10 protein-coding genes and 1 pseudogene are annotated in these 13261 nt (G+C 54.1%); 6 read left to right on the top strand and 5 right to left on the bottom strand.

Annotation, left to right across the window (positions count from 1 at the left end; genetic code table 11):
- Positions 1-165, top strand: a pseudogene (locus AAC076_RS16985) (hypothetical protein); the annotation flags it as partial.
- Between the two features lie 440 nt (positions 166-605).
- Here AAC076_RS16985 and AAC076_RS16980 read toward each other — a convergent pair.
- A complete protein-coding gene (locus AAC076_RS16980; protein WP_339847993.1) occupies positions 606-932 on the bottom strand; it encodes a hypothetical protein in 327 nt (108 codons plus the stop codon).
- A gap of 376 nt (positions 933-1308) precedes the next feature.
- Between AAC076_RS16980 and AAC076_RS16975 the strand changes: the two genes are divergently transcribed.
- The 5 genes from AAC076_RS16975 to radC all read left to right on the top strand — a co-directional run bounded on the left by AAC076_RS16975 (position 1309) and on the right by radC (position 5330).
- Complete coding sequence (locus tag AAC076_RS16975; protein WP_339847992.1) at positions 1309-1626, top strand: hypothetical protein; 318 nt, start codon at positions 1309-1311, stop codon at positions 1624-1626.
- 78 nt (positions 1627-1704) lie between these two features.
- The gene (locus AAC076_RS16970; protein WP_339847990.1) at positions 1705-2673 is read left to right on the top strand and encodes a DUF932 domain-containing protein; all 969 of its coding nucleotides are present in this window, start codon (positions 1705-1707) and stop codon (positions 2671-2673) included.
- Positions 2674-2781: 108 nt separating this feature from the next.
- On the top strand, positions 2782-3789 hold the full coding sequence (locus AAC076_RS16965) for a YqaJ viral recombinase family protein (protein WP_339847987.1): 1008 nt from the start codon (positions 2782-2784) through the stop codon (positions 3787-3789).
- Positions 3790-3872: 83 nt separating this feature from the next.
- Entirely contained in the window at positions 3873-4811 is a 939-nt protein-coding gene (locus AAC076_RS16960) for a hydrolase or metal-binding protein (protein ID WP_339847986.1), read from the top strand.
- Positions 4812-4841: 30 nt separating this feature from the next.
- Positions 4842-5330 (top strand): DNA repair protein RadC, encoded by a 489-nt coding sequence (gene radC / locus AAC076_RS16955; RefSeq protein ID WP_339847984.1) that lies wholly within the window; start codon positions 4842-4844, stop codon positions 5328-5330.
- A gap of 67 nt (positions 5331-5397) precedes the next feature.
- Here radC and AAC076_RS16950 read toward each other — a convergent pair whose 3' ends face one another.
- From AAC076_RS16950 to AAC076_RS16935, 4 genes are all read right to left on the bottom strand, one after another.
- Positions 5398-6966 (bottom strand): hypothetical protein, encoded by a 1569-nt coding sequence (locus tag AAC076_RS16950; RefSeq protein WP_339847982.1) that lies wholly within the window; start codon positions 6964-6966, stop codon positions 5398-5400.
- Between the two features lie 40 nt (positions 6967-7006).
- Positions 7007-7153, bottom strand: coding sequence for a hypothetical protein (locus tag AAC076_RS16945; RefSeq protein ID WP_339847980.1), 147 nt, complete (start codon positions 7151-7153; stop codon positions 7007-7009).
- Between the two features lie 118 nt (positions 7154-7271).
- Entirely contained in the window at positions 7272-8381 is a 1110-nt protein-coding gene (locus tag AAC076_RS16940; protein ID WP_339847978.1) for a hypothetical protein, read from the bottom strand.
- Positions 8382-8415: 34 nt separating this feature from the next.
- Positions 8416-13221, bottom strand: a complete 4806-nt coding sequence (locus AAC076_RS16935) for a type ISP restriction/modification enzyme (protein WP_339847976.1) — start codon at positions 13219-13221, stop codon at positions 8416-8418.
- Between the last annotated feature and the right edge of the window lie 40 nt (positions 13222-13261).

Raw genomic sequence — 13261 nt, 5'->3', positions numbered from 1 at the left:
CCGTGCAGGAAGTTGACGATGTTTACATGCATGCTCCCCTTTGCCGAAATCCATGGAATGGAGCACGGCCTGTACGAGTTGGAAGGCAAGGCGGTGTACCCGCTGAACAAGTATTGGGTCGAGCTGGAGGCCGGCGACTATATGTGGCTGCGCGTCTTCTGTCCGATGCGAACCGGCATATGAGACTGCCGACCTACGGCAGCTGACAGGAACAAGCTTATCGATAATGGGCCAATCTTTAATAAAGCTTCGCTGATGGCGCTATATTGTGAGAGCTCGTGGAACGCTCAACCTAGCTCAAGGAACTCGTTCTGAGTGCCCCCATGCCCCTTCCTTAATCGACAATTTAGTTAATAGGGTTAGATCCAAGGGCTGTCCCTAGTCATGCATCATTGCTTTCATCAGCGTGCGGATCCAGACTGCAGGGTGACACGACGAAGCAAGTGCCTGCTTCTGGCTGATTGGTCTGCCGTGATCAGTATCTGCCTCCAAACCACGCGGCAGCACCAGCTCGCCACCAACAACTCTTCAATCCGCGCCGCGTAGCTCCGGCCCGCCAGGTCCCGCGCCCGATTCCGACACGCCACTTGCGCGAATCGTCTTCCTCACTCCAAAACCTCAAGCAGATGCACCGCATAGGCCCCCTGATCCTTGATCGGTTTCAGATCAGCTTTGAATTTGACCCGCTTCGGCTCATCCAGGCGACTGGCCAGTTCACGATATACGCTGAACTCTGCGTCCAACTCAAAAATCCCATAGGGCTCGCATTGGATAGAATGGCCCATTGGCCCACCCTTGGTGCCCACCACTGTCACCTTCCCCACGTCCTTACCGGCCGCTTTGAATGTATGAGCACCGAGCACAACTGCTTCGAGCTCAATGTGAAGGCCGCCTGCACGGAGCAGCTGTATTGCTTCGTCACTAAATTCCACGTCTACCTACCTTTCTAATTCGTCGGAGCGAACAACGGCTATACAGGGCCCTTCAGGTACATCGTCAAGGGCCGCTAATCAGCACCAAACGGTGCTTGGGAGTCTGAATCAATTCATGAAACTCTGAGAGGTAGAACCGTCGATGTTTCAACGGATCTCACCTGTCAGTAGATCCTTTTGAATGACTATCCCATACGAGCCCGGCGTCTCTTTGATCGCTGCGTCAGCTTCAAATTATCTCATTTGGACCGATAAGACGTCCGCTCTATGCCAAGCGACCTGCCGCCGCTTCGATTGAAAACAAATTGAAACCTATATCACCCTCAAGAGCATACCCAGCCGGTCGGCTCAACCGGTTCTGCATGAGGTGATTTTCGTGATTCCATCCTGTCCTGTCTGTCATTCCCGCAGCGTGCAGCGCTGTCACTACGGCAAGCGTATCGGTGGCACTGTTGGCACCGTTGCTGGCGCACTGAGTGGCGCAGCCGGTTCAGCCAAAGGCGCTGTTGAAGGTGCGCGCGTAGGCGCTGCGGTATTCAGTATTGCCGGCCCAGCAGCCACGGCATCTGGTGCCGTGCTCGGTGCCATCAGCGGCGGTCTTGTCGGCTGTATTGCCGGCATACGCCTTGGCACTGTTCTGGATGAAGAACTGCTCTGCCACTACCGCTGCAACGATTGCTCCCACCACTTTTAACCGCACCCCCTCCCTCTTATCAGCGCCCTACCCGGCCCGAATCCGGACGGGCGCTTATGCCGTTTACAGGAGATTTTCATGGCACATCAAATCGAGAACATGGCGTTTGTTGGCGCTACCCCGTGGCATGGCCTAGGTAGTCAGTTGTCCCAGAATCAGCCATTGGAGGTCTGGCAGCACGAAGCCGGAATGGACTGGCAGATCGAGGAGTCTCCCGTACGCTTCATGTCAGACTCTGCAGCACATCTAGGCAGTATCCACAGCTACCCAGAGCAAAAAGTGCTTTATCGCTCGGATACCAAGGCACCGCTCTCAGTGGTGTCGCAGCGCTACAAGGTAGTGCAGCCCTTTGACGTGCTGGAGTTCTATCGTGACCTGACCGAATACGCTGGGTATGAACTGGAAACCGCTGGCGTTCTCAAAGGCGGCCGCAAGTTCTGGGCCTTAGCGCGTACCGGCCAAGCTTCGGTACTTAAAGGCAATGACATGGTCAGTGGTTACCTGCTGTTGGCCACGTCCTGTGATGGCAGCCTAGCTACCGTAGCCACTCCCACGACGGTTAGGGTGGTCTGCAATAACACCCTAGCCATTGCGGTGAACGGTTCCGCCGAGTCTATACGCGTGCCACACAATACCGAGTTCAATCCCCAAGCGGTGAAGCGCCAGCTGGGGGTTTCGGTGTCACAGTGGGATGACTTTATGTACCGCATGAAAGTGCTTTCTGAGCGGAAGGTAAATACCGGCGAAGCTCTGGGTTATTTCCTGCAGGTGATTTGCGATACCGAGAAGGATGTCGCCAACCGTCGCGAGCTGACTCAGCATAGGGCGCTACAGAAGGTCCAGGAGCTCTACTCAGGAAAGGGCCGCGGTTCTCATATGGAATCAGCCCACAACACCGCCTGGGGCCTTCTTAATGCCGTGACCGAGTACGTGGACCATGACAAACGCGCCCGTAGTGTGGACCACCGTCTGGACTCAGCCTGGTTTGGCCAGGGCGCCAGCTTGAAGCAGAAAGCCCTTGATCACGCCTTGGCCCTGGTGGTTTGAAGCCTGACTCTCAGCAAACGACTCTCTACCCTTTCACTCTTTTTCCACTTAACGGCATAAGCCCGATCAGCCAGCGCTGATCGGGCTTTTGTGCGTCTGGAGTTTGTTATGAACACACACGGATCATCTTCTATCCCGTCCAGCAATAGGACCAACCGCGGCATGTTGCGCCTCGTCAGTACCAAGGATCTCAGCCGCAATGATTGGCTTGACGTACGTAAGCGCGGCATTGGCAGCTCGGACTCCTCGGCCGCCATTGGTCTCAACCCCTACAAGTCGCCACTGGAACTATGGCTGGAGAAGACCAGCCGTAATCATGGGCTGGCCAAGCCAGATTCGGATGATGACACCGCTCCTGTATTTTGGGGTGTGATACTCGAACCGGTGGTGGCCTCCCAGTACCAGCGCCGAACGGGTAACAAGGTGCGCAAGGTAAACGCTGTCCTGCAGCATCAAGAGCATCCCTGGATGCTGGCCAATATCGACCGTGAAGTGGTTGGCAGTGCCGAGGTGCAGATCCTGGAATGCAAGACGGCAGGGATAAATGGGGCCCGGCTTTGGCGTGATGGCGTACCCAAGTACGTCGAGGTTCAGGTGATGCACCAGTTGGCGGTTACCGGCAAGCAAGCTGCCGATGTTGCAGTATTGCTCGGTGGGCAACAGCTGGAGGTTTATCGGATCGAGCGTGACGAGATCCTGATCCAGAATCTGATTGAGCTTGAACAGCAATTCTGGCGTTACGTTGAAACCGACACCCCTCCCCCTGCAGACGGATCCGACTCGGCTGATCAAGCCTTACGGTTGCTCTACCCAGAAGATAACGGTGTGGTGACGGACTTCTCTGAAGATCAGGTGCTATCCCAAACCTATACCGAGCTGAAACAGGTGCGTCTGTCATTAGCCGAACTGGGCACCCAGGAGTCCGTTCTCAAGCAGCGTCTCCAAGAGGCCATGGGCCCTGCTACCAAAGCCGTCTTTGCCGAAGGGTCCGTTACCTGGAAGAAGGCTAAGGACAGCGTTGCGCTGGACCTGGAGGCTCTTCTCAAAGCACGCCCTGAGTTGAAAGCCCTGTACCAGACCAGCAAACCCGGGAGCCGGCGCTTTCTGGTTAGCTGATGTCCATTACCCCCCACACAAAGGCTGACTGCTTAACCAGCAGTCGGCCTTTTTTTGTGTTTGATTCCATTAGGAGCATTCCCATGATCAAAGGTCTGGCTATTACCCCGCCCGTGCTCGGACGGATATCCATAGGCAAGGTGGTCGAGAAAAACGGCATGCGTCTGCCGGAAAAGGACGACCAGTTCACCATTACTTCCCAGGTACAAACCAGAGACGGCTGGGTGTTGCACCCGGTTGATGAGCAACTGCGCCGGGATCAAGGTGGCAAGATTCGCACAATCCCGATGCGGCTGTTGTTTAACGATCCTGGATTGAATTTCCGGGCTGAGTACTGCTTGTTTGATCGCACCAGCGGCCGTCCGCTGTGCGTGGGGAATGGTGACACATGCAAGCGCTCCACCAGCGATGGACTGCAGTCATTGCCCTGCCCCAGCCCGGATGGCTGTCCCATGGCCAAAGGTGGCGCCTGCAAGCCATATGGCCGGCTCAATGTGGCTATTGGAGATGATGACCTGTTGGGTAGCTTTGTATTCAGAACCACGGGCTTCAATAGCATCCGTACCCTCACCGCCAGGCTGAGTTATCTGCAGGCACTGTCAGGCGATCGATTGGCCTGCCTACCCCTAGAGATCCGTCTGCGCGGCAAATCGACCCGACAAAGCCACGGGACACCAATCTACTATGTGGATCTGATTCTGCGAACCGGCTTATCCATGGAAGAAGCGCTCAATCAGGCGAACGCGCTGGACAACAACCGCCGTGAGGCAGGCTTCAACCAAACGGCTCTGGATGCCGCCGCCAAACAAGGCCTGCTCAACGGTGCCTTCGAAGACACTGCCGATGATGCCGAGCACGTACTAGAGGAGTTCTATACAGAGGCGCCAGCAACGTTACCGGCCCAAACACCTACATCAACTGGCTACAGCAGCCGCAGACCCAAGCGCGAGCAACCGACCTTGCACGATCTCATCAAGCAGCGCACGCAAGATCTCCAAGACCAACAAGCCATTCCCCACTAGCCCACGCGCGACATTCAAACGGAGTACCTCATGCAGAAAATAGCGACTCAGGCGGCCATTGCGCCGCCTGCCGGCATTCCCTTGTCGGAAAAAGAAGTACTGAGCTGGGCGCAGAGCATCCTGGAAACCCGGTTCAAACGCAGCAATTACCTGACCAGCCCTCAACACGTGAAGAACTACCTCATGGCCAAGCTGGCAGCAGAAGAACGTGAAGTCTTTGGCATCATTCTGCTGGACAGCCAGCATGGAGTGCTTGGCTTTGAAATTCTCTTCCACGGCACCATCGACAGTGCCAGCGTCTACCCCCGTGAAGTGATCAAGAGCGTGCTGAACGCCAACGCAGCTTGCGTTATTCTCACTCACAACCACCCCAGCGGCAGACCGGAGCCCAGTTCGGCTGACGTCGCACTCACCAAGCGTCTGCAAACCGCTCTCGACACCATCGAAGTCCGCGTACTAGATCACCTAGTAATTGGCGGCGCAGATTCGGTGAGTTTTGCTGAGCGGGGATTGCTTTGATTTATCGAGTTCAGTGACCTTCCTGATCCCCACCGGGAAGGCCCTAGCCTCTGGTTTTCCGGCCTGATCACAACTGGTGATCGTATCGAGCAACTTTTAGCATATAGAAAACCATATCCAGCTTTTCATCTGTTGGCTCGTCATCACGCAGCCAGCGGATGGGTATCTGGAGGTACTGCGCCCACGCAACTCCGTTCTTGAAGCATTTATTTTTTCCATTTTTAGCCGCAACCTCGACGTATTGGTTCACCAGATCGTACTGGCTTTTCCCAGCTCGATACTTGGCCAGATCAAAAGCCTGCTGGTAATGGGGCATGGCGGCTGTGTAGTCCTTTTTACGGTAGCAATATGCGGCACGTAACCATGCCACCAGCCAACCGAGGTGGTCGCCTAGCGAGTGGTTTTCGATGTCAGCGGCATAGTTTTCAATTTGCTCCCATTGAATCAGGCCATCTCGCTTTAACTCGAAACCCAGCCCTAGCATCTGAAAGAAACAATAAGGCGGCTGAAACTGCTTCTTACGATGGGTCGGATCAACGCTCGCCTGCACAGCAAAAGCCCCATATTTCCGCGTCAGCGCATCGAACACGCCTTCAGACACAAGCCCTCGATATGGATCATAGGCCTGCTGTAACTCTTCCTGCGCCATCACTATTTTTTCTGTCAAAAAAGACCAATAGTCTCCAACAGCTTTTGCCCTCGTCGCCAATTGGTCCTCTTTTGTGGCTTTCGTGCTGATCACTGGCGCGATCTCTCTGTAAAATTCGCCGAGATCTAGCTCGATGTAGCTATCGTAAGAGCAGAATTGAGCGCAGATCTCCCGTAAATACTCCACGCCGTATGCTTTAGTGATCTCCCTGGATACATAGCTACTAAAGCGGCTGAGAACCAAATTCGCGAGGATGCTATCCTTCATTGCGTTCGGGATCTCCTTGCCAGCAGCAGACATCGCACTGAAGGATTCCGAGAAGTTCCTGAGCAACCCGGGTAGCGATGGCATATGCGAACCCCGGGTCCAGTTAACGGCATTGTCGAGGTTGTTCTGGAGACGAGCATTCTCACTAGTTGGATTTTTGCCTGGAAAATGGAACTGAGTTTGAGAAGTCCCGCATGTCTCATACGCCCAGCGCATTACCTTTTCCAGAGGGAGGGTTACCTGACCTTCAGCGTCAATGCTGGGGAGATACCAAAACCGATCTGCAGGGGTCTTTAGCCAAAGGGTATCTGGCCTGTAAAAAAGAACACTTCGATGCAAAGACATAACCAGCAGAGGGACAGCCCTGATTGACATAAAGTAGCGGATGGTCTCACCTTTCGACAGGTAGGTACCTTCCGTCCGAAGGAGGGCAACGTAGGCCTCTTGGACGTCAGAAAGGACATCGCCGATAGCGCTCATCAAGGTCATGTCTGGCAAATAAATGCTGAGCAGGCTACTGAGAGTAACGACACCCTCCCCGAAATTCGAGCCGAGACCTCCCTCTTCGTTCGCAAGGCGTTTCAACCGCTTCTGCAAAGTCTTTTTTTCTTTCTCATCAAAGAGATCTCTGGGATCTTCCTTTCTAGGCAAAATGCCGAATGCGTCAAAAATTGCCTTGAGCAGCTCACCTTGAGAGGCAAAACCAATCTGTGATTCCATATCAGATATAGGCCCCCAGCATTAGGCCGGGGGCGATTCCTTATTGTTGGTTGGGATTTAGCTGCTTTCCGCGGTTGCCGTGAACCTGGCCGTTCGTCTTGTTTGTGCCTGAGGTGCCACGGTTGTTATTCAGGGCGTCGGATCGCTGATTCTGTTGCTGGCGTTGCTGGTCTTGTGATTTAGACATTTCAATCTCCTGGTTAGTGGCGTACCGCAGGAGGATCGTATTCATTCGCTGCCAACCGGTAACTATGAATTTTGGAGACGTATTTTCAAGACACGCTGTCGTTAGCATCAATCACGGCTTAGAAAATGTCCGGACCTAGCAGCAAAGTAGGCACGGTACTTAAAGACTGAGCCGGCGCGGCTGAGCAACGCATCCGAGTCACGATGGTTTTTCCGAGATCCGGGGCATAGTGCATTGCTCGTAATTGGCTTTTGTCGGAGCTGCAATAAAAGCAAAAACTCGAGCCTGGTGGATTAACCAACCGGCAAGCAGTGCACTCAGCTCCCCGACCATCCCACTCACGGACGGCTTTTAGCATAGTAGTTACGATCGCTCCTTCCCGTTGTTTCAGGGCGCCAACACTATCAAGCTCCGGGCTCCAGCAAGCGGTGTAGTTGGCCGCCATCGCTCTCTGGGTCGCTCGATGAGCCAACAGCGCCTCTACCATTTGCTTTCTATGGGCTTCTTCCTCACGGACGGAGGCTTCTTCGGCTGCCAGGCGCTCTGCCTCCGCTAACGCCCATTCTTGATCGGCCTTTGCAGCATCTAACTCAAGAGCAGCCAGAGCACGTTGTGTAAGCAAGTCGCCCCGCAATGACCTTATCCATTTCCGATTAACTGGATCGCAGAGAACCGCTTGCTCGAAGATGACTGCATCATTGATTTCAGCATCGGAGAGATGGTGAAGATCGATTTCAATACTGGATAAATTCATCGCCCGTAAGCGTTTATTCCGCTCATGTTCTTGGCGAGCCGTTACCTTGATACGGACCACAAGCTGCCGGCCTTTGCTGAGAATGAGGGCATGCGCACGCAAATCATCGAGATCAACGAAGCGTTCAACCTCGTCAGCCTGGACCGCAACTGGATCAAAGCAGATGTCGCGAGTAAAGACTCTTCCGCTTTCCGCTACAAAGGTGGCTGCATCACTGAACCCTGGTAGCAGCAATTTGCCTTTTTGAGCTATAACCTGAACAGCAGCCCGGCGCACACCCTCCGCCCGGCCGTTAGCGCAGCCTTCCAGCTCCTCATGACGAAAGTAAGGAAAGCGCTTCTGGCCTTGATTGGCCGCAACTAAAGGCTGACGACACCCTGGACAAACACAGCCACAGCGAAGGCCATTCTCGACCTCGTAGGCCCGATACATCTGGCCATCACGTTCGCCCAAAGGTATTGCTGAGTCGCTCATCACGCCTCCCTGCGCTAAGCAAAGTACCTACACCTCAAATATCCAAAGGCGGCAGGTTGTTCACGATCTGCTGGGTTTCCAGGCTGACGGTCACCACACGCTGGAACAGCTCCAGCGGATACTTGGGGTTGCCCATGGTCTCGTTGGCCCAGTCGTTTGCGTCGTTAACGATGCCGCTGGCCTTATCAGTGCGCACGGCCTGTCGCTCCATCACCCAATCAAGGGCGGCCTTGCCGTTGATCACATAGTCCCAAGCCTCCAGCGGGATGCCCTTGAGCGTTATCTTGCCGTTGTAAATCACCGTGCTGCGATCATTGATGCTCTTGCCCGTTTCGGGGTCCTTGGCCTTGGCGAATTTCATTTTTTCGACACGGTAGTCCGCATCGGTCAACTTACCCTTCGCCTCGATCGTCAGTGGGTACGGATCGACAGTTTCGTAATTGAGATGAAGAGCTGCCAAAGCACGACCCGCGCGGCTGAAGGTCCAGAAATCGGCAGCTGTTTTCACTGCCGGAATGCGCGGTAGCTCCTTCGTCAGATTGTCAGCATAGCGCTTGCGGTAGTCCGAGGAATGGAGAATGCCGTAGACGTAGTAGAACAGGTCTTGTTTGCCGAGCTCCTCATATGGGTAAGCAGACTCGAAATGGGCCAGACCTGCGTCGGTAATAGCATCGCGGCGACGCAGGCCGCCTACGGATTGCACCGCAAAGAGATCGTCATTGGAGGCTTGGGCGACCTCATCGTAAAGATACAGTGGAAAACTCTGCGCCCCACCGTCTGTCTGTAGTTCAGGCGGCGCACTCACCATCAACGCCAAGTGGCTATTCTCAATCGGTCGCTGCTTAACCATGATGGCGATATTGTCAGCCACTGCGTTCGGGAAGATTCGCGGCATCTGGTAGACCATCTCGTTGAAGCGACGGTTGAAATAAAGCCATTGCTTGGTGAAAGGGCGGTATAACGCAGGCGTCATGCATTCTGCCTCGAAAGCATAAGTGCGATTTTTTCCGAGGTCCTGCTTCAACGCGCGGGTCCAACTGATACGAGTTGGGTCGCTTTCAATAAAACCATCAACCTTCGCCTGCCGTGCCTTCGTATCCAGCCCCGGGTGCGCCGCGTTGAAGCGCTCTACTTCGAAATTGTAGAAACCGATCATGCTTGTCATATTGGTTGCCAGCTTGGTCCGGCTGGCGTTGTAGGCCCATGCATCGCGATTCGTCACGACTCCCAACGAGAAGTTATCAAATAGCTTGGGGGCATCGCCCTTCTTGTCACCCAGAACGATGAATTGGTTGAAACTGTCGTCGCGCTGTTTGAGCCAGTCACCGTGCTCATCCGGGGTGATTTGCTGCCATTGCTCTATACCGGCAACATTGCTAAAGCCTGCGATTTTCTCTAGCTTTTCCTCACGGCTGAGATAGTCACCAATGTCATGAAAAAAGATCTGGCCATGGGCCTTTGCGGCAGGGTTCTTAACCAACAGGGAGATGGCAATAGGTGCGCGACTGCCGCTGCCAAATATCTTGCCACCTTCCTTGCGTGAGGTTTCGCCACTAGTGCGCTGGTTACCGCGCAGATGGAGCACATAAAGGCTAGAGAACTCATCGGCTAGGCACTTACGCAAACCATCCGCAGTGTTTGCTTCCATAAATCCTGCATTGGTGACAAATCCGATGATGCCGGCATCGCCGATACGGTCACTTGCCCATCGAATGGCTCGGATATAGCTGTCATACAACCCTTTGGCTAGGGTGGCGTCAGAGCGTTCGGCATACGTGGAGCGGATGCGGGCATCCAGAGAGGGGTATTCGACGTTATCGTTATTGTCGTTCTCACTTTTCTGACCCACCGAATAAGGAGGGTTACCCACGATCACCCGAATATCCAGCTCCTTCTGGCGTTTACGGCGAGCACTATTGTCTTCCAGCAGCTCATCGACCAGATCATCCTTCTCGTACATCTGGAAGGTGTCTGTCAAACAGATGCCCTCAAAGGGTGTGTACTCGTCGATCACTTGTCCGTGGTATGCGGCTTCAATGTTGATGGCTGCTATGTAATAAGCCAGTAGAACGAGCTCGTTGGCGTGGATCTCGTTGCGGTACTTGTTTGGAAGCTCTTCCGGCTTTATCAGGCCAGACTGAATCAGTCGGGTGATAAAGGTCCCCGTACCGGCAAAAGGATCGATGATGTGGACACCCTTACTGCCCAGCGTCTGCCCGAATTCCTTTTGCAGCAGATGATTCACGCTGTGCAGAATGAAATCCACTACCTCAACTGGGGTGTATACAATGCCCAAGCGCTCCGTCATACGCGGGAAAGCGTTACGGAAAAACTTGTCATACAGCTCGACGATGATCTTCTGCTTGCCTTGAGCGCTGTCGATACCGGAGGCTCGCTGGCGGACGCTCTGATAGAACTTCTCCAGTGTGTTGGCTTCTTTTGCTAGCTGGTGTTCATTGAGTGCGTCAAGAACCCCCTGCATGGCTATAGACATGGGGTTATGGTTGGCAAAGCTATATTCATCAAACAGCGCATCGAACACCGGTTTGGTTACCAGGTGCTGGGCCAGCATCTCGACAATTTCACCGTCGGTGATGCTATCGTTCAGGTCATCGCGCAGCTCGGCAGCAAAGGCCTCAAAGGTTGCCTTCTCACTGGTGTACTCAGGATTTTCAAGAATGCCCTGAATGCGGTCGATGTGGGTGCGGGCGATCTTGGCAATATCGTTAGCCCAATCTTCCCAGTGGTGACGGTTGCCACATTTTTCAACAATCTTAGCGTAGATAGCTTTTTCGATCTCACCCACCTCATAGGTGAGATCGCCCTGCTGAGTCATCTGCCCGTCCACATCAAATTTTGGACGCTTCTCGCCAATTCCGTATTGACCTTTGCCTGCCTGCGTATTCTTGGCTCCGCTACTCTTTGCCTTTCTATCGACCTTATCCGTGATGGCGATGACTTCCATCTTGCGCGGATCTGACCCGATTAAATCGAGTTTATTGACCATCGCATCAAAGCTGTCGTCATGGGAACGCAGCGCTTGGAGTACTTGCCAAACGACCTTGTAGGTTTGGTTGTCGTTGAGCGCTTCATGCGCCTGCATTCCTGCGGGAATGACCACCGGCAGAACTACGTAACCGCGCTTTTTACCCGGCGCATTACGCATAACCCGGCCCACCGACTGCACTACATCTACCTGTGAGTTACGTGGCGTGAGAAATAGCACCGCGTCCAAGGCTGGTACGTCCACGCCTTCAGAAAGGCAGCGCACGTTGCTGAGGATGCGACACGTATTGGCCGGCGGCTCCTCTTTGAGCCAATTCAGCTTGACCTCTTTCTGGCTGGCGTTCATGCCGCCATCGACGTGCTCGGCCTCGCAGATCAAACGGTCGGCTTCGTCGATTTCTTCGGCCTCTTGGTAGGCGTCCACCACCGACTTGAAAGTATTCGCGATATTGACGGAGCTAACTTTGTGCTTCGTACCTTTATAGTTGGGCGAAATGACCTGACAGAAGGCCACCGCGCGCTTCATGGGCTCTTCGTCACCCGTCAGGTGTTCTGACAGACCTTGTTTGGCCAAAGCCTTCCAGCAGCCGACAATTTTTGCGGCGTCATCCACCTTCAGCTGGTTATCTTCGTCCCTCAGCAGCTCCTGCAAGCGGCGGCTAATGACGCTCTCTTCAACGGTAAGAACCAAGACTTTGTAGTCGGTGAGCAAGCCGCGCTGAACAGCCTCGGAGAAGTTGATGACGAACAGCTCCTTACCGAAAAGAGCTTCATCATCCATAGAGCAAAGGGTCACTTCGCCCAGCTCGGCCTTCACCTTCGCGCTATCACCGTAAATGCGCGGGGTAGCCGTCATGTATAGCCGCTTGCTGGCGCGAATGTAATCAGCGTCGTGGATGCGCACGAAAGCGCTTTCGTCATCGTCACCAAAAGTGGCGCCGGTGGTGCGATGAGCTTCGTCGCAGATCACCAAATCGAAAGCAGCAAGGCCATGCTCATATTGAGCTCGGCTGATCACGTCGATTGAGTGATAGGTGGAATACACCACGCTCATGTGGTCAGCATCGGAGCGTTTGAGCATCTCTGCGGCGAAACGATCAGCCTTGGTGGTGGCCGGATAGCGCAGCTCGTGGGTAAACACCTGAACCGCGTCGTCTTCAGCCTTGCGTTTTTTGCCTACATCGCTATCGGAGCAGACGGCAAAGCTATGGAGCGGCGTTTCGCTCTCCTGGGTCCACTCAGTAAGCGTTTGAGATAACAGCGACAAGCTTGGCACGAGAAACAGCACGCGCTTGCCCTTACCTGCAAGGTGCTCAGCAATTTTCAAGCTAGCAAAAGTCTTTCCCGTGCCGCAGGCCATGATTAGCTTGCCACGATCCGTGTTCTGGAGCCCTGCCGTTACCGCATTCAATGCTGTCTGCTGGTGATCTCGTAATTGCTTCTTAGGTTTTAGCACCACCGCCTGATCTGCTTGGTACCTTACCCAATCGATTTGGCTTTCTTCCAAGGCTTGTAGGTCAATCTTGCTAACTGGCGGCTGCTGACCCTGTAGAGCGTCCTCGGCGTGCTCGCTCCAGTTGTTAGTGGTAGTCACGATAACTCTATGGGAGAACGGCGCCTTACCAGAAGCCGTGAAGAAGCTATCAATGTCCCTCTTCTGTACGCGGTAATCCTCCGCGTAGAGCTTGCACTGGATCGCGTGAAACTCGCCAGTACCTTGTGTTTTAGCTACCAGGTCGATTCCTGTGTCACGCCCATCAATGCCTTGCTCCTTGGCCCAAGCAGAGTAGGTCCAAACCTGCTCGTACAGGTCACGGTAAGTGTCAATGGCCATTAATTTTGACCCACTTTTGGCCAATAAAATTGACCCACTT

It is taken from the genome of uncultured Halopseudomonas sp. (assembly GCF_963977355.1).
Taxonomy (GTDB): Bacteria; Pseudomonadota; Gammaproteobacteria; order Pseudomonadales; family Pseudomonadaceae; genus Halopseudomonas.
This window is presented reverse-complemented; position numbering and strand designations above follow the sequence as displayed.

Excerpts from the sequence above, each read along its gene's own strand:
- AAC076_RS16950 (WP_339847982.1), bottom strand. The coding sequence starts at position 6,966 with ATGGAATCACAGATTGGTTTTGCCTCTCAAGGTGAGCTGCTCAAGGCA.
- AAC076_RS16935 (WP_339847976.1), bottom strand. The coding sequence starts at position 13,221 with ATGGCCATTGACACTTACCGTGACCTGTACGAGCAGGTTTGGACCTAC.
- AAC076_RS16965 (WP_339847987.1), top strand. The coding sequence starts at position 2,782 with ATGAACACACACGGATCATCTTCTATCCCGTCCAGCAATAGGACCAAC.
- AAC076_RS16960 (WP_339847986.1), top strand. The coding sequence starts at position 3,873 with ATGATCAAAGGTCTGGCTATTACCCCGCCCGTGCTCGGACGGATATCC.
- AAC076_RS16940 (WP_339847978.1), bottom strand. The coding sequence starts at position 8,381 with ATGAGCGACTCAGCAATACCTTTGGGCGAACGTGATGGCCAGATGTAT.
- AAC076_RS16970 (WP_339847990.1), top strand. The coding sequence starts at position 1,705 with ATGGCACATCAAATCGAGAACATGGCGTTTGTTGGCGCTACCCCGTGG.
- AAC076_RS16945 (WP_339847980.1), bottom strand. The coding sequence starts at position 7,153 with ATGTCTAAATCACAAGACCAGCAACGCCAGCAACAGAATCAGCGATCC.
- radC (WP_339847984.1), top strand. The coding sequence starts at position 4,842 with ATGCAGAAAATAGCGACTCAGGCGGCCATTGCGCCGCCTGCCGGCATT.